The following is a 19446-nucleotide window of genomic DNA, read 5'->3' as shown; positions in this document are numbered from 1 at the left end:
GAAGTCGTGGTCCTCTTGTCGCCGCGCGGGACGGTCGCCTCGATGCCCCCAAGCGCATCAAGGCTGGGAGCGGCTCGGCGCAGGCCGTCTTGCGCCGTTCCGCTCCGAACAGCCCATCCAGGACGTGCAATGTTGGGCGCGTCTACGCCATCAACTGCCCGCCATTGACCTCGATCACCTGTCCGGTGATGTAGCCGCTGAGCGCGTTGGAGGCGAGGAACAGGTATGCCCCGACGCAATCCTCCGCCGACCCCAACCGGCCCAACGGAATGCGCGCCGCCGTGGCCGCCAGCTTCTCCGGGGAGGAGTAGCGCTGGTGGAAATCCGTGTCGATGGTGCCCGGCGACACGGCGTTGACGCGGATGCGGTCCGGCGCCAGTTCCGCCGCCAGCGACCGGGTGAAGGTGGAGACGAAGGCCTTCGACGCGCTGTAGATCGACGATCCCGGACTGCCGCCGGTGCGGGCCGAGATCGAGACGGTGTTGACGATGGCCCCGCCGCCGGCCGCCTTCAGCGCCGGCAGGGCGCGCCGGCAGGCCACGACGACCGAGCGCATGTTGAGGTCCACCACCTCGTCGAGAAAGGAGTCCTCCATCTTGGCCAACGGCACCCGCCCGACCATGGTGCCGGCGTTGTTGACCAGGATGTCCAGCCCGCCGAAGGCTTCGGCGGCGGCGTCCACCACCGCCTCCACCGCGCGCGGCCGGCGGAAGTCGCCGTTGAACACGCGCACCTCGGCCCCGCCTTCAGCGAGGCTGGCGGCCAGCCGTTCGGCCCCCTTGCCGGTGCCCGACCCGTGCAGCGCCACGCGCGCGCCCAGCCCGGCGAAGGCGGCCGCCACCGCCGCCCCGATGCCCCGGCTGCTGCCGGTCACCAGCACGCGCTTGCCGCGCAGATCGTCACCCAACGTCATTCGCTTCATCCCCCATTCATCGGCCCCTCTATCGCCGCTTCACCCGCTCCACGGCGTCGAGCCACCCCCGGTACAGCCGGTCCCGCTGGGCCGCTTCCATGCGCGGTTCGAAGCGGCGGTCGCACCGCCACGCCCCGGCCACCGCCGCCTGATCACGGTAGACACCGACCTTCAGGCCTGCAAGGCTCGCCGCCCCCAGCGCGGTGGTCTCGATCACCGCCGGCCGTTCGACCGGAAGCTCCAGCATATCGGCAAGAAACTGGCACAACCAGTCGTTCGCCGCCATGCCTCCGTCCACCCGCAACGCACGCGCACGCGCCGGCCAGTCGGACAGCATGGCATCGCGCAGGTCCCGCGTCTGGAAGGCCACGGCCTCCAGCGCCGCCCGCGCGATGTGCGCCGGCCCGGCGTCCAGAGTCAGGCCGGAGATGGCCGCCCGTGCGTGCGGGTCCCAGTGCGGCGCGCCCAGCCCCACAAAGGCCGGCACCAGATAGACGCCATGGCTGTCCGGCACGCGGGTCGCCATGTCGTCGGTCTGCGAGGCGTGCGTGATGATGCCCAGCCCGTCGCGGAGCCACTTCACCGCCGCCCCGGCGATGAAGATGGAGCCCTCCAGCGCGTAGGTCGCCCGCCCGTCCAGGCGATAGGCCACGGTGGTCAGCATGTTGGACCGGGACTCGACTGGCCTGTCCCCGGTGTTCAGCAGCGCGAAGCAGCCGGTGCCGTAGGTGGATTTGACCATCCCCGGCTCGAAGCAGGCCTGCCCGAAGGTCGCTGCCTGCTGGTCGCCCGCGATGCCGGTGATGGGAATCGGCCGCCCGAGCAGGTCGGGTTCCGTCGCCCCGAACTCGGCACTGCTGTCCAGCACCCGCGGCATCATGGCGCGGGGGATGCGGAACAGGGCCAGCAGCTCGTCGTCCCAGTCCTGGGTGTGGATGTCGAAAACCATGGTGCGGGACGCGTTGGTGGCGTCGGTCGCATGGACCCGGCCGCCGGTCAGCCGGTGCAGCAGGAAGCTGTCGATGGTGCCGAAGCAGAGTTCCCCACGCTCCGCCCGGTCCCTGGCGCCTGGCACATGGTCCAGAATCCAGGCCGCTTTGGTGGCCGAGAAATAGGCGTCGATCAGCAGCCCGGTCTTGCGCTGGACGAGCGGCCCGCAGCCGTCCTCGACCAGCGCGCGGCAGGCATCAGCGGTGCGGCGGTCCTGCCAGACGATGGCGCGGTGGATCGGCTCGCCGGTCGCGCGGTCCCAGACGACGGTGGTTTCCCGCTGGTTGGTGATGCCTATGGCGGCGATGTCGGATCCCGTTAGGCTGGCCTCGGCGGCAGCCTCGCGCATGACCGCGACGGTGTCCCACCAGATGTCCTCCGGGTCATGCTCGACCCAGCCGTCGGCGGGGTAGTGCTGGGCGAACTCCCGCCGCGCGATGCCGGCCGGGGTCCCGTTCCGGTCGAAGACGATGGCGCGGGTGGAGGTGGTGCCCTGGTCGATGGCAAGGACGTGGCTGGCCTCGGGCATGAAGGTGGTCCTTTTTGGAGAGTTTCTGCGGCGAGCCCCCACCCTAACCCTCCCCCGCGGAGCGGGGGAGGGAATGCAAGGGTCACTGCACCATGGCCGCCTTCTTCGGCGGGCTGGCCGGCCAGGACTTGATCAGCTGGTCATAGTCCACCGTCTCGCCCTTCGGCTTCTCGTTCGCCAGCTTCCGTTGCGGGGCGATGTTGCCGTCCTTCTCAGCCTTGGCGTACCAGAATTCCGCCGACTCCTTCTTGTTCAGCTTCGGCCCGCACTCGCCCTGCACGCCGGACCGCTCCAGACGCTCCAGCACAGAGTCCTGGGCCGCCGCCAGCGCGTCCATGGCCGCCTGCGGGGTCTTGGCGCCGGAGGAGGCGTCGCCGATGTTCTGCCACCACAGCTGCGCCAGCTTCGGATAGTCCGGGATGTTCACGCCGGTCGGGGTCCACTGAACCCGCGCCGGGGAACGGTAGAACTCGATCAGGCCGCCGAGCTTCGGCGCGCGTTCGGTGAAGGACTTGTCCCAGATGTCGCTTTCGCGGATGAAGGTCAGGCCGACGTGGCTCTTCTTCAGGCTGACGGTCTTCGACACGGTGAACTGGGCGTAGAGCCAGGCCGCCTTGCGGCGGTCCACCGGAGTGGACTTCAGCAGGGTCCAGGAGCCGGCGTCCTGATAGCCCAGCTTCATGCCGTCCTTCCAATAGGCGCCCTTGGGCGAGGGGGCCATGCGCCATTTCGGCGTGCCGTCGGCGTTGACCACCGGCAAGCCGTCCTTAACCATGTCGGCGGTGAAGGCGGTGTACCAGAAGATCTGCTGGGCGACGTTGCCCTGCGCCGGCACCGGTCCGGATTCGGAGAAGGTCATGCCGGCGGCCTGCGGCGGCGCGTACTTCTTCAGCCAGTCCGCATACTTGGCAACGGAATAGACGGCGGCCGGGCCGTTGGTGTCGCCGCCGCGTTCGACCGAGGAACCGACCGGGCGGCACCCCTCCATGCGCACGCCCCACTCGTCCACCGGCTTGCCGTTGGGGATGCCCTTGTCGCCGTTGCCGGCCATGGACAGCCAAGCGTCGGTGAAGCGCCAACCCAGCGACGGGTCCTTCTTGCCGTAGTCCATGTGGCCGTAGACCTTGACGCCGTCGATCTCCTTCACGTCGTTGGTGAAGAACTCGGCGATGTCCTCGTAGGCCGACCAGTTGACCGGCACGCCCAGATCGTAGCCGTACTTGGCCTTGAACTTCTCCTTCAGGTCCGGCCGCTGGAACCAGTCGTAGCGGAACCAGTAGAGGTTGGCGAACTGCTGGTCGGGCAGCTGGTAGAGCTTGCCGTCCGGGCCGGTGCCGAAGGACTTGCCGATGAAGTCGTTGACGTCCAGCGTGGGGGAGGTGACGTCCTTGCCCTCCCCCTCCATCCAGTCGCTGAGCGCCACGGCCTGCTTGTACCGGAAGTGGGTGCCGATCAGGTCGCTGTCGTTGATCCAGGCGTCGTAGATGTTCTTGCCCGACTGCATCTGCGTCTGGATCTTCTCGACCACGTCGCCTTCCTGGATCAGGTCGTGGCGGAGCTTGATCCCGGTGATCTCGGTGAAGGCCTTGGCGAGGGTGCGCGCCTCGTACTCGTGCGTGGTGATCGTTTCGGAGACCACGTTGATCTCCATGCCGGCGAAGGGCTTCGCGGCGTCGATGAACCACTGCATTTCCTTCAGCTGCTCCTCCTTCGACAGGGTCGAAGGCTGGAACTCGCTGTCGATCCAGCGCTTGGCCGCCTCGATGTCAGCGAAGGCCGGCGCGGAGCCGAGCAGAAGGGCCGCCGCCGACGCGGTGGCCAGACAGAGTTTGCGCATGTCGTTTTCCTCCCTACCCCTTGTTATTGAACCGGTTCTGTCTTCCCGCGCGTCACACCCAGCGGAACACCGCCGCGGCGTAGAGGAGCGAGAGGGCGGATGCGTATTCCAGGTTCGGGCCGATCAGCCCGAGCCAGGCGAGATGGATGAAGGCGCTGCCGAGAAGCGTGATGAACAGCCGGTCGCCGCGCGTGGTGGTGATGCCCAGGATGCCGGGCCGCGCGATCTCCGGCCGGTTGAGCGCCAACGCGGTCAGCAGCGCCAGCAGGCCGGCGACCAGGGCGAAGAAGGCGCCGGTCTGCCACGTCCAGGCCATCCAGGCGAGGTGTTCCATGGCTGCGGTCTCCTCAAACCCGGCCCAGGGCAAAGCCCTTGGCGATGTAGTTGCGCACGAACCAGATCACGAGCGCACCCGGCACGATGGTCAGCACGCCCGCCGCCGCCAGCAGGCCCCAGTCCATGCCCGCCGCCGACACGGTGCGGGTCATGGTCGCCGCGATTGGCTTGGCGTCCACGGAAGTCAACGTGCGGGCCAGCAGCAGTTCGACCCACGAGAACATGAAGCAGAAGAAGGCCGTGACGCCGATCCCGCTCGCCACCAGCGGCGTGAAGATCTTCACGAAGAAATGCGGAAAGCTGTAGCCGTCGAGATAGGCGGTCTCGTCAATCTCCCGAGGTACCCCGGACATGAAGCCTTCGAGGATCCACACCGCCAGCGGCACGTTGAACAGGCAGTGCGCCAGCGCTACGGCCAGCGGCGTGTCGAACAGCCCGATGGCGGAATAGAGGTTGAAGAAGGGCAGCGCGAAGACGGCCGGCGGCGCCATGCGGTTGGACAGCAGCCAGAAGAACAGGTGCTTGTCGCCCACGAACCGGAACCGCGAGAAGGCATAGGCCGCCGGCAGAGCCAGCGCGATGGATAGCACCGTGTTCAGCGCCACGTACTGAAGCGAGTTCAGGTAGCCCGAATACCAGGAGGAATCGGTAAAGATGCGCGTGTAGTTCTCGAAGGTCAGCTTGTGCGGCCACAGGGTCAGGCCGCTGACGATCTCCGCGTTCGTCTTCAGGCTCATGTTGACGAGCCAGTAGATCGGCAGCAGCAGGAACAGGATGTAGAGACCCAGCACGATCCTTGCGCGCAGCATGGCTCAGCTCCTTCCCGCATCCATGCGGGTCATCACCGTGTAAAAGACCCAGCAGACGGCAAGAATGACGAGGTTGTAGACGATGGACAGCGCGGCCGCCTTGCCCAGGTCGAACTGCCCCAGCGCCAGCTTGACGAGGTCGATGGACACGAAGGTGGTCGAGTTGCCCGGCCCGCCGCCGGTCACCACGAAGGGCTCCGTGTAGATCATGAAGCTGTCCATGAAGCGCAGCAGCACGGCGATCAGCAGCACCCGATGCATCTTCGGCAGCTGGATGTTGCGGAAAATCGCCCAGCGCGAGGCCCCGTCGATGCGCGCCGCCTGATAGAAGGCGTCGGGGATCGACCGCAGTCCGGCGTAGCACAGCAGCGCCACCAGCGAGGTCCAGTGCCACACGTCCATGACGACGATGGTCACCCAGGCCGACAGCGGATCAGCCGTGTAGTTGTAGGGGATGCCCAGCCGATTCACGACCCAGCCCAGCAGACCAATGTCCTCGCGGGCGAAGATCTGCCAGATGGTTCCGACGACGTTCCAGGGGATCAGCAGCGGCAGCGCCAGGATCACCAAGGTCGCCGCCACCCGCCAGCCCTCGCGCGGCATGCTGAGCGCCACCGCGATGCCCAACGGCACCTCGATGCTCAAAATCAGAGCCGAGAACAGCAGGTTGCGCCACAGCGCGTCGAAGAACCGGCCTCCGAGTTCCGTCGTCGGGTCCAGAAGCTCCTGATACCAGCCGATGCCGTTCCAGAAGAACTGGTTGTTCCCGAACGTGTCCTGCACCGAGTAGTTCACGACCGTCATCAGCGGCACGATGGCCGAGAAGGCGACGATCAGCACCACCGGCAGAACCAGCAGCCATGCCCCCTGGTTGACAGGCTTGTCCATCACGCGGCCTCCCCTTCCACCAGAGATCCGTTGGCGTAGACGTGGATCATGGACGGATCGAACAGCAGCGACGCCTCATCGCCGGACACATGCAGCGTCTCCGGTACCGTCGCCGCCATGGGCAGGCCCGACAGCTCCACCTTGGCGATGCGCAGGCGGCCGAGGTCGTCCACCCGCTTCACCCGCACCGGCACGCCGGCTCCGGCCGGCGCAAGCGTCGCGAATTCCGGCCGCACGCCGATTTCGATTTTGGCCTCGCCGTTCAGATGCGGGTAGCCGCGCGCCAGCGCAATGACGTGGGCACCGATGCGGGCGTGCCGCCCGGATACCTCGGCCGGCAGCACGTTCATACCGGGGGAACCGATGAAGTGGCCGACGAAGACATGGGCTGGCTTGGCAAACAGCTCGTCCGGGCGGCCGATCTGAACGACACCGCCGTCGTGCATCACCACGACCTTGTCGGCGAAGGTCAGCGCCTCCGTCTGGTCGTGGGTCACGTAGATCATGGTCAGGTCAAGCGCCCGGTGCAGTGCCTTCAGCTTCGACCGCAACTCCCATTTCAAATGCGGGTCGATGACGGTCAGCGGCTCGTCGAACAGGATGGCCGCCACGTCCGGCCGCACCAGCCCGCGCCCCAGCGAGATCTTCTGCTTGGCGTCCGCCGTCAGGCCCCGCCCCCGCCGCTTCAGGTCGGGGGTGAGGTCGAGAAGATCGGCGATCTCCCGCACCCGCGCATCCACCGCCGCCCCGCGCAGGCCCCTATTGCGCAGCGGAAAGGCCAAGTTCTCGTAAACGGTCATGGTGTCGTAGACGACCGGGAACTGGAACACCTGGGCGATGTTGCGCGCCTCGGTCGGCAGGTTGGTCACGTCCTTGCCGTCGAACAGAACCCGCCCGTCGCTGGGCGTCAGCAGGCCGGAGATGATGTTCAGCAGCGTGGTCTTGCCGCAGCCCGATGGCCCCAGCAGAGCGTAGGCCCCGCCCTGCTCCCACACATGGGTCATGGGCTTCAGCGCGTAGTCCTTCCCGCCGGCCGGGTTGGCGACGTAGCTGTGGGCGAGGTTCTGCAATTCGATGCGTGCCATGGGCTCCCCTCCCCTCACGCCGCCATGACCAGCGGCGGGGCCGCCGCAAGGCTGCCGTCGTGACCGAAGACGAAGAGGCGGCGCGGGTCGATGAAGCATTCGATCCGCTCGCCCGGTTCCACCTCCAGAACGCCGCGCGTGACGGCGACCCAGCGGTCGCTGCCGCCATCGGCGCGCGGCAGGTCGATGTGCACGAAGCTCTCGGATCCCGTGATCTCACTGACCGCCACCGTGCCGGTCAGCGCGATGGCCTCCGGGTCTGGCCGCGTCAGGTACAGGTGATCGGCGCGGAAGCCGATGGTGTAGTGATCGTCCGGCAGCTCCGCCAGCACGCCGCGCGCCAGCCCATGTTCCCCCGTCGCCAGCACCAGCTGGAGCCCCCGCTTGTGCACCCGCATGGTGTTGAGCGGCGGGTCGGAGAAGACGCGCGCGCTGGTGATGTTGGCCGGGCGGCGATAGACGTCGGGCGTCCGCCCGAACTGCGCCAGCCGCCCTTCCCACAACGTCGCCGTGTTGCCGCGCAGCAGAAGCGCCTCGGTCGGTTCGGTGGTCGCATAGACGAAGACGGCGCCGGACGCCCCGAAGATCTTCGGCAGTTCCTCCCGCAATTCCTCGCGCAGCTTGTAGTCGAGGTTCGCCAGCGGCTCGTCCAGCAGGACCAGTTGCGCGTCCTTGACCAGCGCGCGGGCGATGGCGGTGCGTTGCTGCTGCCCGCCGGACAGGTGCAGCGGCGTGCGGTCGAGATAGGGTTCCAGCTTCAGCAGCTTCGCCGCCTCGCGCACCTTGCGGTCGATCTCGTCTTTCGGCCGGCGGGCGACCCGCAGCGGCGAGGCGATGTTCTCGTAGACGGTCAGCGAGGGATAGTTGATGAACTGCTGGTAGACCATCGCCACCGACCGCTTGCGGACATGCAGGCCGGTCACGTCCTTGCCGTCCACCAGCACGCGCCCGGCGCTCGGCACGTCCAGCCCGGCCATCAGCCGCATCAGCGAGGTCTTGCCCGACAGCGTCGGCCCGAGCAGGACGTTCAGCGATCCCCGCTCCAGCGTCAGCGACACGTTCTCGATGTGGACGTGCCCGCCGACATGCTTGCTGACCTGATCCAGAACCAGGGTCACCGATTCATTCCCCCCTACTCCGCCGCATTCGAAGCGCGCGCTTCGCTGAGCCGCTCGGCCATGAACTCGTCCAGCGCCCGCAGCTGCTCGGCGCTCAGCCGCAGCCCCAGCTTGGAGCGGCGCCATGCCACGTCGGCGGCGGTCTGCGCCCATTCCTCCCGCATCACATAGCGGACCTCGGCCTCGGTCAGCGTCGCCCCGAAGTCGCGGCCCAGATCCTCGGCGCGCTTGGCACCATTGAGGATCGCGGGTGTCTTCGTGCCGTAGGCGCGCGCCAGCCGCCGGACGTGGTCCGCCGCCAGAAAGGGATATTGAGCGCGCAGGTCCCTGACCAAAGCCTCGAACCCGTCCGCCGGGAAGTCGCCGCCGGGCAGCGTCCCCGCGCTGGACCAACCGTTGGCCTCAGCGAGCTTCGGGAGGTGCGGAGCCAGCTTGGCGACGGCGGCGTCGGCCAACCGGCGGTAGGTGGTGATCTTGCCGCCGAAGATGCTGAGCAGCGGCGGCGCCCCGTCCGGTGCATCCAGCGCCAGCACATAGTCGCGCGTCGCCGCCTGAGCCTGGGACGCGCCGTCGTCGTAGAGCGGCCGGACGCCGGAATAGGTCCAAACCACGTCGGACGGCCGGACGGGTTTGGCGAAATACTCCCCAGCGGCGCCACAGAGATAGGCGATCTCCTCGTCCGAGGCGTGGACGAAGGCCGGGTCACCCTCGTAGTCGCGGTCGGTGGTGCCGATCAGCGTGAAGTCACGCTCGTAGGGGATAGCGAAGATGATGCGCTTGTCGGCGTTCTGGAAGATGTAGCAGCGATCGTGGTCGAACAGCTTTGGCACCACGATGTGCGACCCCTGGACGAGGCGGATGCGCGCGTCGATGCGGCCGTGCACGCCCTGGTCAAGGATGTTCCCTACCCACGGCCCGGCGGCGTTGACCAGAGCGCGGGCGCGGAGCGAGAAGCGCTGGCCGCTCTGCCCGTCCTCCACCGTCACGGTCCACAGGCCGCCGCTACGCACCGCGCCGATGAAGCGGGTGCGGGTGTGAATGGTGGCGCCCATCCGCGCCGCGTCCTGCGCGTTCAGGACCACCAAACGCGCGTCTTCGACCCAGCAATCCGAATATTCGAAAGCGCGAGCGAAACCCGGCTTCAGCGGCGTACCCGCCGGGTCGTCGCGCAGGTCGAGCCCGCGCGTGCCGGGCAACTTCTCCCGCCCGCCGAGATGGTCGTAGAGGAACAGGCCCAGCCGCAGGAACCAGGACGGGCGCAGCCCCGGCAGATGCGGCAGCACGAAGCGCAGCGGCCAGATGATGTGCGGCGCCATCCGCCACAGGACTTCGCGTTCCTGAAGCGATTCGCGAACCAGCCGGAATTCGTAATATTCCAGATAGCGCAGACCGCCGTGGATCAGCTTCGTCGAGGCCGACGAGGTGCCCGACCCCAGATCGTTCTGTTCGCACAGGTAGACGGAACACCCGCGCCCCGCCGCGTCGCGCGCGATGCCGCAGCCGTTGATGCCGCCCCCGACGATGGCAAGGTCGTAGACCTCGGCCATTCGCCCCTCCCCCTATGGTGCGTCCGTCGTTGCGGCGCGCGTTCTCGTTTCGCTTGCAACGCTAAACGAGGGCGAAATGGAGCGCAATACGAAAAAAGTGAACCCAAACCGAAAGTGCCCGCGCCATGGGGGGTCTGCCATGGCCGCTCCGATCCCGCTGCACAGTGATTACGATGCCGCAGCCCGGAGCGCCGTGCTCGTCGGCGAGCCAATCGCTGACGTCATAGATGCGCCAACGCCCAAGAACGCCGGTTGCTTCCACCTGCCCGCCGCAACGTGGCGGCGGCGGGCAGGTCGTCACATCCGGCGGGTTACTTGACCAGCGGGCAGCCGCCCTTGTCCATGGGGCGGTAGGCCTCATCGCCCGGAATCGTGGTCAGCACCTTGTAATAGTCCCACGGCCCCTTGGACTCGGCCGGCGACTTCACCTGCATCAGGTACATGTCGTGGACCATGCGGCCGTCGGCCCGCAGTTTGCCGCCCTTGGCGAAGGCGTCGTTCACCGGCATCTCGCGCATCTTGTTCACCACCGTCTTGGCCTCGTCGGTGCCGGCCGCCTCGATGGCCTTCAGGTAATGGCGCACGGCGGAGTAGCTGCCGGTCTGGATCATGCTGGGCATCTTGCCGGTCTTCGCCATGTAGGCTTTGGCGAAGGCGCGGCTGTCGTCGTCGCGGTCGGCGTTCCAGCCGTCCATCAGCACCAGCCCCTGCGCGGCCTGGAGCCCCAGCGAATGGACGTCGGTCGGGAACATCAGCAGGCTCGCCAGGGTCTGCCCGCCCTGCGGAAGGCCGAACTCCTGCGCCTGCTTGATGGCGTTGGTGGTGTCGCCGCCGGCGTTGGCGAGCGCGATGACCTTCGCCTGCGAGGATTGCGCCTGCAGCAGGTAGGAGGAGAAGTCGGCGGTGTTCAGCGGATGACGGACCGAGCCCGTGATCTTGGCGCCGTTGGCCTTCAGCACCTCGGTCAGCGACTGCTCCAGCGCGTGGCCGAAGGCATAATCCACGGTCAGGAAGTGCCAGCTCTCGCCCAGCGTCTTCACGCCCGCCTTGCCCATGCCCTGCGCCAGGGCGTAGGTGTCGTAGGTCCAGTGCGCCGTGGTCGGGGAGCAGGCTTCGCCGGTCAACTGAGCGGCGCCGCCGCCGGAGATCAGGAAGGCGCGGTTCTTGCGCTTGGTGATCTCCTGCACCGCCAGCGCGACGGAGGAGGTCGGCACGTCCACGATGACGTCCACCTGCTCGGTGTCGATCCACTTGTTCACCAGCGACGCGCCGATGTCCGGCTTGTTCTGGTGGTCGGCGAAGATCACCTCGATGGGCTTGCCGGCGACCTTGCCGCCCATTTCCTCGACCGCCATGCGCACCGCCTCGACCGAGCCCATGCCCGTCGGGTCGGCGTAGACGCCGGTCATGTCGTTCAGCACAGCGATCTTGACCCTGTCGTCCGAGATCTGCGCCTGGGCCATCCCTGGGGCAGCCCCCGCCATCAGCGCGAACGAGCAGACACCCGCAGCCAGAAGCCAACGCTTCATGGTTCTTCCCTCCTGTTTGGTTTGTTTTGTTTGATGGATCGTCAGAAGGCGACGTTGCTGCCGCCCTTGGTCTGGAGCATCGCGCGCGCCTCGTCGGGTGTGGCGATTTCCAGGCTCAATTCTTCGAGGATGCGGCGGATCTTGGCGACCTGCTCGGCGTTCGAGGTCGCCAGCTTGCCCCGGCCGGCGTAGAGGCTGTCCTCAAGCCCGACGCGGACATTGCCGCCGAGGATCGCGCTCAGCGTGACGAAGGGCATCTGGTGGCGCCCGGCGGCCAGCACCGACAGATAGTAGTCGTTGCCGAGCAGGCGGTCCGCCGTCGCCTTCATGTGCATCAGGTTTTCCGGATCGGCGCCCATGCCGCCGAGGATGCCGAAGATGCATTGCGTGAAGAAGGGCGGCTTGACGATGCCCCGGTCGGCGAAATGCGCCAGCGTGTAGAGGTGGCTGACGTCGTAGCACTCGAACTCGAACCGGGTGCCGGCGTCGCCCAGCTCGCGCATGCCGCGCTCGATCTGCGCGAAGGTATTGGAGAGGATGAAGTCCGTCGTGGACTCCAGGTAGGGCTTCTCCCAGTCGTGCTTGAAGCGGTCGTACTTCGCGGCGGCGCCGGAGATGTTGAAGTTCATCGAGCCCATGTTCATGGACGCGACCTCCGGCTGCGCCCACTTGGCGGCGGCCAGCCGCTCGTCCAGCGTCATGCCCAAACCGCCGCCGGTGGTGATGTTCAGGATGGCCCCGGTCTGCTGCTTGATGCGCGGCAGAAACTGCTTGAACACCTCAGGCGACGGCGAGGGCTTGCCCGTCTCCGGGTCGCGGGCGTGCAGATGGAGCATCGCCGCGCCGGCCTCCGCCGCCGCGACGGCGTCGCGGGTGATCTCGTCCGGCGTGACCGGCAGATGGGGCGACATGGTCGGCGTGTGGATGGAGCCGGTCACCGCGCAGGTGATGATGACCTTGTCGGTGCGCTTCATGGGGTGTCTCCTCCTGTCCTGTTTTTATGAGTGGTCATGGCCGGCGCGGATGCGCTCGCGCTCCTGCTGAAGCGTCTCGATCAGCGCCATGAGCAGTTGGTCGCGCTCCCGCGCCAGTTCGGCGTTGGATCGGCTCCGCAGCGCCTCCTCCATGCCCTGGGTGAGTTGGTCGCGGACCTCCGGCGTCAGCGCCGGGGCGCCGAGGTCGCGCCACCAGCCCTCCATCGCCGGGCCGATGTGGTCGAGGAAATGCGGCATGCCGCCGGCCCCGCCCGCGAGGTTGAAGATCATGTTCGGCCCCATGATCGCCCAGCGCAGGCCCGGCCCCTCGGCGATGGCGGTGTCCACGTCCTCCACGCTGGCCAGCCCGGTGGCGACGGCGTGCACCGCCTCGCGCCAGAGCGCGGCCTGGAGCCGGTTGGCGAGATGGCCCGGCACCTCGCGATTCAGGCGGATCGGGCGTTTGCCGACCGCGCGGTAGAAGGCCGTCAGCCACTCGATGGTTTCCGCCGTCGTGTCCCGGCCGCCGACGACCTCGACCAGCGGGATCAGGTGCGGCGGGTTGAAGGGATGGCCGACGACGAAGCGCCCCGGCGCGCGGCGCCCCCGCTGAAGCTCACTCATGATCAGGCCCGAGGTGCTGGAGGCCACCACCACCTCGTCGTCCAGCACCTCCTCCAATGCGGTGTAGAGGGCGCGCTTCACGTCGTCGCGCTCCGGCGCGTTCTCCTGCACGAAGCGGGCACCGCGCGCCGCGTCGCGCGGGTCGGTGTGGAAGCTCCAGGCCTCCGGGTCGGCGCCGGGGGCAAGGCCCAGCCGCTCCAGCGCCGGCCACGCCTTGGCGATGGCGGCGCGCACCGCTTCCTCGGCGGCCGGATCGGGGTCGCTGACCGCGACGGTCAGGCCCTTGGACAGGAACAGCGCCGCCCAGCTCGCGCCGATGGTGCCGGCGCCGATGACGGCCGCGCGCTCAACCGCGCCGGGTTCGGGCCTCGTTCGGTTGGTGGTCATGGTCCTCCCCGGATTTTTTGGTGTTGCATTTTTGGGTGTTGCCCAGGCCGTTCATCAGCAGGGCGATGCATTGGCCGGCGATCTCGTCGGCGGTGAGGCCGCCGTCCGGCCGGTACCAGCGGGCGATCCAGCTGAGCGCGCCGGCCACGGTGAAGGCGGCGATCTTGGGGTCGCAGGGGACGACGCAGCCCTCGGCGATGCCGCGCTCGATCAGCCTGCGGAACTTGCGGTCGATGCTGCGCTTCAGGGTGCGCAGGGTGCGGCGGCTGTCCTCGGTCAGCGGCTCCTCGCCGACGCGGATCACACACATGCCGAAGTCCATGGTGACGATCTCGGCGTATTTGCGCATGACCGCGATCAGCTCCTCATGGGCGCTGCCGCCGTTGCCCATCACCTCGTTGGAGGCGTCGTCCAGCATTTCCAGCCCGATGCGCACGCACTCGAAGAGAATTTCTTCCTTGTTTTTGACGTAATAGTAGATGGTCGGCTTGGTGACGTTCAGGCGCCGCGCGATGTCGTCCAGCGAGGTATTGTGGTAGCCCATCTCGTTGAAGGCCCGCGCCGCCGTCCGCAGCACGGCCACGCGCTTGGCTTCCCGCTCGGTCTGGCGGTCGGCGGACGGCTTCCACGGCGACCCGCTGTCTGCGGCTTCCGGCATCACGCGATCATTCCCTTCCCGCACCCGTTTCCCCTTCAGCCTTCGCATCTCGCCCCAGTTCCATCCACCTCGCGGAGAGGCGCCGCAGTCCTGCCGATTGAGTGCCAAACACACTGTTGACCAACCCATCGTTCTGTCGCATCCTACTCGCAAGTAACATGCCTTCCAACAAGTATATTGGACGGCGCAAACATGGGGAGGAGGACGAACGCATGGACGGCATCGCCATGGCGCGGACCAACAGCATCGGCGCGGCGCTGGCCCGCAGCGCCCGGCGCAACGGCGCGCGGATCGCCCTGACCTACGAAGGGCGGGAGTGGAGCTTCGCCGGGCTGCACCGCGCGGCCCTGCGCGTCGCCCGGCGGCTGGGCGATTTGGGTATGCGCCCCGGCGACCGGGTGGCGGCCTATGGGCGCAACTCCGACGCTTATATGCTGGCGTGGCTTGGCTGCGCGGTCGGCGGCTTCATCCATGTGCCGATCAACTACGCCCTGACCGGGGAGGAGCTGTCCTACATCGTGGAGCAGTCGGGCGCCCGCATGGTGCTGCACGACCCGGACCTCGCCGCGAACCTGGAGGGCGTCCGTGTCTCCGGCCGGGTCGAGCGGTTCGGCACCATGATGGACGGCGGCACCGGCGGCGACCTTGACGTGCTGACGGTGGCGCTCGACGAATCGGCGCCGGCGGAAGTGGATGCGGCGGTGACCGCGAACGACGTGGTCCAGCTTCTCTACACCTCGGGCACCACGGCGGCGCCCAAGGGCGCGATGATGACCCACGGCGCGCTGCTGGCCGAGTATCAAAGCTGCATCTACAGCTGCCGCCTGGATCAGGACGACCGCTCCCTGGCGGCGCTGCCGCTCTACCATTCGGCGCAGATGCACGTCTTCGTGATGCCGCAGCTGCTGATCGGGGCGACGACGCTGCTGATCCAGGTGCCGGCGCTGAAGCGCTGCCTGGAGCTGATCGAGCGGCACAACATCACCTCCTTCTTCGCACCGCCGACGGTGTGGGTCGGGCTGTTGCGCCATTCGGACTTCGACGCGCATGACCTGTCGTCGCTGCGGAAGCTTTATTACGGCGCCTCGATCATGCCGGTGCCGGTGTTGCAGGAGCTGCGCCAGCGGTTGCCCAACGCCCAGGTCTTCAACTGCTATGGGCAGAGCGAGATCGGGCCGCTCGCCACCGTCCTGCGGCCGGAGGAGCATGAGGCGCGCCCCGCCTCCGCCGGGCGCCCGGTGTTGAACGTCGAAACGCGCGTCGTCGATCCGGACATGAACGACGTCCCCCCCGGCACGCATGGAGAGATCGTGCACCGCTCGCCCCAGCTCATGGTCGGCTATTGGGGCAAGGAGCAGGAGACGGCCGAGGCCTTCACCGGCGGCTGGTTCCATTCCGGCGACGTCGGCTATTTCGACGAGGAGGGCTATCTCTACATCGTCGATCGCATCAAGGACGTCATCAACACCGGCGGCGTGCTGGTCGCCAGCCGCGAGGTGGAGGAGGCGATCTACACCCACCCGGCGGTGGCGGAGGTCGCGGTTGTGGCCTTGCCCGACCCGAAATGGATCGAGGCGATCAGCGCCTTCGTCGTGCTGCGCGAGGGGCAGACCGTCACCGAGGAGGAGCTGACCGCCCACGCCCGCCAGCATCTGGCCCCCTTCAAGGTGCCGAAGCGGATCGAGTTCCTCGACACCCTGCCCCGCAACACCGCCGGCAAGCTGCTGAAGCGCGAGCTGCGCAAGTCCTACAGCGCCTGAGCTAAGGAACCGACGTGATGAAACACGCCTACATCGCGGGCTACGTCCGCTCGCCCTTCACGATGGCCCGCAAAGGCGCGCTCGCGGGGATGCGGCCGGACGACCTGGGCGCCGCCGTGATCCGCGCCCTGCTGGAGCGCACCGGCGTCCCCGGCGACGAGATCGAGGATGTCGTCTGGGGCTGCGCCTTCCCGGAGGGCGAACAGGGCCTCAACATCGGGCGGGTGGTCGGCATGCTGGCCGGGTTGCCGGTGACGGTGGCCGGCGCGACGATCAACCGCTGGTGCGGCTCCTCCATCCAGGCGGTGCAGATGGCCGCCGGCATGATCGCCACCAACAGCGGCGAGGCTTTCATCTGCGGCGGCACGGAATGCATGTCGCGCGTGCCGATGATGGGCTTCAACGTCCTGCCCAACCCGGCCTGGAGCCGGCAGGAGGTGGAGGACTACATCAGCGTCGGCATCACCGCCGAGCGGGTGGCCGAACGGTTCGGCATCTCCCGCCAGGAGCAGGACGCCTTCGGCCTGTGGAGCCAGACCAAGGCCGCCGCTGCCCAGCGCGACGGCCGCCTCGCCGCCGAAATCGCGCCGATCCGCCATGGCGACGCGCTGGTGGAGCAGGACGGCTGCGTGCGCGACACCTCGCTGGACAAGCTCGGCACGCTGAAGCCCGCCTTCATGGAGGGCGGCACGGTGACGGCCGGCACCTCGTCGCCCATGACGGACGGGGCGACGGCCCTGCTGGTCTGCACGAGGGAGTTCGCGGAGCGCCACGGACTGACCCTGCTGGCGCGGGTCAAGAGCTTCGCCGTGTCCGGCTGCGAGGCCGGTGTCATGGGCCTAGGCCCCATCGAGTCCTGCCGCAAGGCGATGGCGCGGGCCAGGCTGACCATGGCCGACATCGACATCGTGGAGATGAACGAGGCCTTCGCCGCCCAGGCCATGGCCTGCGCCCGCGAACTGGGCATCCCGGACGAGATGCTGAACGTAGACGGCGGAGCCATTGCACTTGGCCACCCGCTGGGCGCGACCGGTGGCCGCTTGGTCGGCAAGGCGGCGCAACTGCTGAACCGCACCGGCGGGCGCCACGCCATCGCCACCCAGTGCATCGGCGGCGGCATGGGCATCGCCATGGTTCTGGAGGGCGCGTGATGGAGCGGCCCGTCCGAAAGGTCGCGGTGATCGGCGCCGGCTCCATGGGGTCGGGCATCGCCGCGCAGTTCGCCAACGGCGGCGTGCCGGTGCTGCTGCTCGACGTGGCCGGACGCGGCGCCGACCGCGCCGCGCCGGCCCGCGCGGGCGTGGAGCGGCAGGTGAAGGCGCAGGGCTTCATGGCTCCATCCGCCGCCGCGCTGGTCAGCGTCGGCTGCATCGAGGACGATCTGGCCGCCGTCGCCGACGCGGACTGGATCGTCGAGGCGGTAATCGAGGACTTGGCGGTGAAGCGCGACCTGTTCGCCCGGCTGGACGCCGTGCGCAAGCCGGGGGCGGTGGTGTCGTCCAACACCTCCACCATCCCGCTGGCGCGGCTGACGGAGGGGGCGTCGGACGCCTTCCGCCGCGACTTCGTCATCACCCATTTCTTCAACCCGCCGCGCCACATGCGGCTGATGGAGCTGGTCACCGGCCCTGACACCGCGCCGGAGACGGCGTCCCTGGTCCGCGCGGCAGCGGAGACGGTGCTGGGCAAAACGGTGGTGGACTGCCGTGACACCCCGGCCTTCATCGCCAACCGGCTGGGCTGCTACTGGATGTCGGTCGCCGCCATCGAGGCGCTGCGCCACGGCCTGACGGTGGAGCAGGCAGACGCCGTGGCCGGCGCGCCCTTCGGCGTGCCGCGCACCGGAATTTTCGGGCTGCTGGACCTGATCGGCATCGATCTGGTGCCGCTGGTGTGGGGCAGCCTGCTGAACGCCCTTCCGGCCGGCGACGCGCACCACCGCCACGACCTGACCGCCGAGCCGCTGATCCGGCGCCTGATCGCGGAGGGGCGGATCGGCCGCAAGGCCAAGGGAGGCTTCTACCGCCTCGCCCCCGGCAGCAAGGCGCGCGAGGCGCTGGACCTCGCCACCGGCGACTACCGCCCGCAGGCTGAGGCCACGGCGAACCGGGACCTCGCGGCGCTGATCCGGCAGGACGACGCGGCCGGGCGCTACGCCTGGGCGGTGCTGTCCAACACCATCGCCTACACCGCCGAGGTCGCGGGGGAGATCGCCGACGACATGGCGGCCATCGACACCGCCATGCGGCTCGGCTACGGCTGGGCGGAGGGGCCGTTCGCGCTGGCCGACCGGGTCGGCTGCGCCGCCATCGCCGAGCGTCTGGCCGCCGAGGGGCGCGCCGTGCCGCCGCTGCTCGCCACCGCCGCCACGCAGGGCGGCTTTTACCGGCGCACCGCCGCCGGGCGGGAAGTGCGCGGCACCACCGGCGCCTGGACGCCCGCCCGCCGGCCGCAGGGCGTGCTGGACCTTGCCGAGGTCAAGGAACGGGGGCCGCGCGTCGCCGGCAACGGTTCGGCCTCGCTCTGGGACCTGGGCGACGGCGTCGCTTGCCTGGAATTCCACACCAAGATGAACGCCATCGACCAGGGCATCCTCGCCATGGTCGCGGAGGCGGCGGAGCGGGTGCCGGCGGGGTTCCGCGCGCTCGTCCTCTACAACGACAACCCGCGCGCCTTCTCCGCCGGGGCCAACCTCGGCTACTTCGTGGAGCGGCTGGAGGCGGAGGACTTCGCCGCCCTGGAGCGCTTCGTGGCGGAGGGACAGGCGGCCTTCCGCGCGCTGAAGCACGCCCCCGTCCCGGTGGTCGGCGCGCCGGCCGGGCTGGCAGTGGGCGGCGGCTGTGAGGTGCTGCTGCACTGCGACACCATCCAGGCCCACGCCGAAACCTACATGGGTCTGGTCGAGCTGAAGGTCGGCATCATTCCGGGTTGGCGCGGCACGGCGGAGATGCTGCTGCGCTGGGACCGCCGCACGGACCGGCCCGCCGGCCCGATGAAGGCGGCGCAGGCGGCCTTCGAGACCATCGCGGGTGCGCGCATCACCAGCTCGGCGCTGGAGGCGCGGGCGCTCGGCTATCTGCGGCCGGAGGACGGCATCACCATGGGCCGCGACCGGCTGCTCGGCGATGCCAAGGCCAGGGCGCTCGCGTTGGCCGAAGGCTACCGCCCGCCGGAGGCCGGCACCATTGCCCTGCCCGGCCCATCCGGGCGCGCGTCGCTGATGAACCTCGTCCAGGGTTGGCGGCGGGCCGGACTGGCGAGCCCCCATGACGAGCTGGTGGCGGAGTGGCTGGCCGGGGTGTGTTCCGGCGGTCCCGGCGCCGACCCGCTGGCACCGTTGGACGAGGATGCGCTCGCCGCGCTGGAGCGCGCGGCTCTGGCCGTCCTGATCCGGGAACCGGCGACCCGCACCCGCATCCGGCACATGCTGGACACCGGCAAGCCCCTGCGGAACTGAGGAGC

General features: G+C 68.6%; 16 protein-coding genes. 3 read left to right on the top strand and 13 right to left on the bottom strand.

Features of this window, described 5'->3' with window-relative positions; all coding sequences use genetic code 11:
- Nucleotides 1-142: 142 nt before the first annotated feature.
- The 13 genes from J2852_RS18285 to J2852_RS18225 form a co-directional block, all read right to left on the bottom strand.
- Entirely contained in the window at nt 143-913 is a 771-nt protein-coding gene (locus J2852_RS18285; protein WP_209878138.1) for an SDR family NAD(P)-dependent oxidoreductase, read from the bottom strand.
- 28 nt (nt 914-941) lie between these two features.
- Entirely contained in the window at nt 942-2432 is a 1491-nt protein-coding gene (gene glpK, locus J2852_RS18280) for a glycerol kinase GlpK (protein ID WP_209878137.1), read from the bottom strand.
- 82 nt (nt 2433-2514) lie between these two features.
- On the bottom strand, nt 2515-4269 hold the full coding sequence (locus J2852_RS18275) for an ABC transporter substrate-binding protein (RefSeq protein ID WP_209878135.1): 1755 nt from the start codon (nt 4267-4269) through the stop codon (nt 2515-2517).
- A 52-nt stretch (nt 4270-4321) separates the two neighbouring features.
- Nucleotides 4322-4603, bottom strand: a complete 282-nt coding sequence (locus J2852_RS18270) for a DUF2160 domain-containing protein (protein WP_209878133.1) — start codon at nt 4601-4603, stop codon at nt 4322-4324.
- Nucleotides 4604-4616: 13 nt separating this feature from the next.
- Nucleotides 4617-5414 (bottom strand): carbohydrate ABC transporter permease, encoded by a 798-nt coding sequence (locus J2852_RS18265; protein ID WP_209878131.1) that lies wholly within the window; start codon nt 5412-5414, stop codon nt 4617-4619.
- A 3-nt stretch (nt 5415-5417) separates the two neighbouring features.
- Nucleotides 5418-6302: a carbohydrate ABC transporter permease gene (locus tag J2852_RS18260; protein WP_209878129.1), complete on the bottom strand. Its 885-nt coding sequence runs from the start codon at nt 6300-6302 to the stop codon at nt 5418-5420.
- Nucleotides 6302-7387, bottom strand: coding sequence for an ABC transporter ATP-binding protein (locus J2852_RS18255; protein ID WP_209878127.1), 1086 nt, complete (start codon nt 7385-7387; stop codon nt 6302-6304). The genes J2852_RS18260 and J2852_RS18255 overlap by 1 nt, the downstream gene beginning before the upstream one ends.
- A gap of 14 nt (nt 7388-7401) precedes the next feature.
- The gene (locus J2852_RS18250; protein WP_209878126.1) at nt 7402-8505 is read right to left on the bottom strand and encodes an ABC transporter ATP-binding protein; all 1104 of its coding nucleotides are present in this window, start codon (nt 8503-8505) and stop codon (nt 7402-7404) included.
- Nucleotides 8506-8519: 14 nt separating this feature from the next.
- Nucleotides 8520-10052, bottom strand: a complete 1533-nt coding sequence (gene glpD, locus J2852_RS18245) for a glycerol-3-phosphate dehydrogenase (protein ID WP_209878124.1) — start codon at nt 10050-10052, stop codon at nt 8520-8522.
- Nucleotides 10053-10363: 311 nt separating this feature from the next.
- The gene (locus tag J2852_RS18240; RefSeq protein WP_209878122.1) at nt 10364-11581 is read right to left on the bottom strand and encodes an ABC transporter substrate-binding protein; all 1218 of its coding nucleotides are present in this window, start codon (nt 11579-11581) and stop codon (nt 10364-10366) included.
- A gap of 41 nt (nt 11582-11622) precedes the next feature.
- Complete coding sequence (gene kce, locus J2852_RS18235; protein WP_209878120.1) at nt 11623-12555, bottom strand: 3,5-dioxohexanoate:acetyl-CoA acetone transferase; 933 nt, start codon at nt 12553-12555, stop codon at nt 11623-11625.
- A gap of 24 nt (nt 12556-12579) precedes the next feature.
- Nucleotides 12580-13566, bottom strand: coding sequence for a 3-hydroxyacyl-CoA dehydrogenase NAD-binding domain-containing protein (locus tag J2852_RS18230; RefSeq protein ID WP_209878111.1), 987 nt, complete (start codon nt 13564-13566; stop codon nt 12580-12582).
- A complete protein-coding gene (locus J2852_RS18225) occupies nt 13526-14224 on the bottom strand; it encodes a TetR/AcrR family transcriptional regulator (protein WP_209878109.1) in 699 nt (232 codons plus the stop codon). The genes J2852_RS18230 and J2852_RS18225 overlap by 41 nt, the downstream gene beginning before the upstream one ends.
- A gap of 212 nt (nt 14225-14436) precedes the next feature.
- Between J2852_RS18225 and J2852_RS18220 the strand changes: the two genes are divergently transcribed.
- The 3 genes from J2852_RS18220 to J2852_RS18210 are packed head-to-tail and all read left to right on the top strand — an operon-like array spanning nt 14437 to nt 19441.
- Nucleotides 14437-15984: a fatty acyl-CoA synthetase gene (locus J2852_RS18220; protein WP_209878107.1), complete on the top strand. Its 1548-nt coding sequence runs from the start codon at nt 14437-14439 to the stop codon at nt 15982-15984.
- A gap of 17 nt (nt 15985-16001) precedes the next feature.
- Entirely contained in the window at nt 16002-17135 is a 1134-nt protein-coding gene (locus J2852_RS18215; RefSeq protein WP_209878105.1) for a thiolase family protein, read from the top strand.
- Complete coding sequence (locus tag J2852_RS18210; RefSeq protein WP_209878103.1) at nt 17135-19441, top strand: 3-hydroxyacyl-CoA dehydrogenase/enoyl-CoA hydratase family protein; 2307 nt, start codon at nt 17135-17137, stop codon at nt 19439-19441. The genes J2852_RS18215 and J2852_RS18210 overlap by 1 nt, the downstream gene beginning before the upstream one ends.
- Nucleotides 19442-19446: the final 5 nt, after the last annotated feature.

Origin of the sequence: Azospirillum soli (assembly GCF_017876165.1) — a bacterium.
Classification (GTDB): Bacteria; Pseudomonadota; Alphaproteobacteria; order Azospirillales; family Azospirillaceae; genus Azospirillum; species Azospirillum soli.
Note: the sequence above shows the minus strand (reverse complement) of the source record. Positions and strands in the feature narration are given on the sequence as shown.

What these genes read in the sequence shown, in the direction of transcription:
- J2852_RS18285 (WP_209878138.1), bottom strand. Translation starts at nt 913, where the DNA reads ATGACGTTGGGTGACGATCTGCGCGGCAAGCGCGTGCTGGTGACCGGC.
- glpK (WP_209878137.1), bottom strand. Translation starts at nt 2,432, where the DNA reads ATGCCCGAGGCCAGCCACGTCCTTGCCATCGACCAGGGCACCACCTCC.
- J2852_RS18275 (WP_209878135.1), bottom strand. Translation starts at nt 4,269, where the DNA reads ATGCGCAAACTCTGTCTGGCCACCGCGTCGGCGGCGGCCCTTCTGCTC.
- J2852_RS18270 (WP_209878133.1), bottom strand. Translation starts at nt 4,603, where the DNA reads ATGGAACACCTCGCCTGGATGGCCTGGACGTGGCAGACCGGCGCCTTC.
- J2852_RS18265 (WP_209878131.1), bottom strand. Translation starts at nt 5,414, where the DNA reads ATGCTGCGCGCAAGGATCGTGCTGGGTCTCTACATCCTGTTCCTGCTG.
- J2852_RS18260 (WP_209878129.1), bottom strand. Translation starts at nt 6,302, where the DNA reads ATGGACAAGCCTGTCAACCAGGGGGCATGGCTGCTGGTTCTGCCGGTG.
- J2852_RS18255 (WP_209878127.1), bottom strand. Translation starts at nt 7,387, where the DNA reads ATGGCACGCATCGAATTGCAGAACCTCGCCCACAGCTACGTCGCCAAC.
- glpD (WP_209878124.1), bottom strand. Translation starts at nt 10,052, where the DNA reads ATGGCCGAGGTCTACGACCTTGCCATCGTCGGGGGCGGCATCAACGGC.
- J2852_RS18240 (WP_209878122.1), bottom strand. Translation starts at nt 11,581, where the DNA reads ATGAAGCGTTGGCTTCTGGCTGCGGGTGTCTGCTCGTTCGCGCTGATG.
- kce (WP_209878120.1), bottom strand. Translation starts at nt 12,555, where the DNA reads ATGAAGCGCACCGACAAGGTCATCATCACCTGCGCGGTGACCGGCTCC.
- J2852_RS18230 (WP_209878111.1), bottom strand. Translation starts at nt 13,566, where the DNA reads ATGACCACCAACCGAACGAGGCCCGAACCCGGCGCGGTTGAGCGCGCG.
- J2852_RS18225 (WP_209878109.1), bottom strand. Translation starts at nt 14,224, where the DNA reads ATGCCGGAAGCCGCAGACAGCGGGTCGCCGTGGAAGCCGTCCGCCGAC.
- J2852_RS18220 (WP_209878107.1), top strand. Translation starts at nt 14,437, where the DNA reads ATGGACGGCATCGCCATGGCGCGGACCAACAGCATCGGCGCGGCGCTG.
- J2852_RS18215 (WP_209878105.1), top strand. Translation starts at nt 16,002, where the DNA reads ATGAAACACGCCTACATCGCGGGCTACGTCCGCTCGCCCTTCACGATG.
- J2852_RS18210 (WP_209878103.1), top strand. Translation starts at nt 17,135, where the DNA reads ATGGAGCGGCCCGTCCGAAAGGTCGCGGTGATCGGCGCCGGCTCCATG.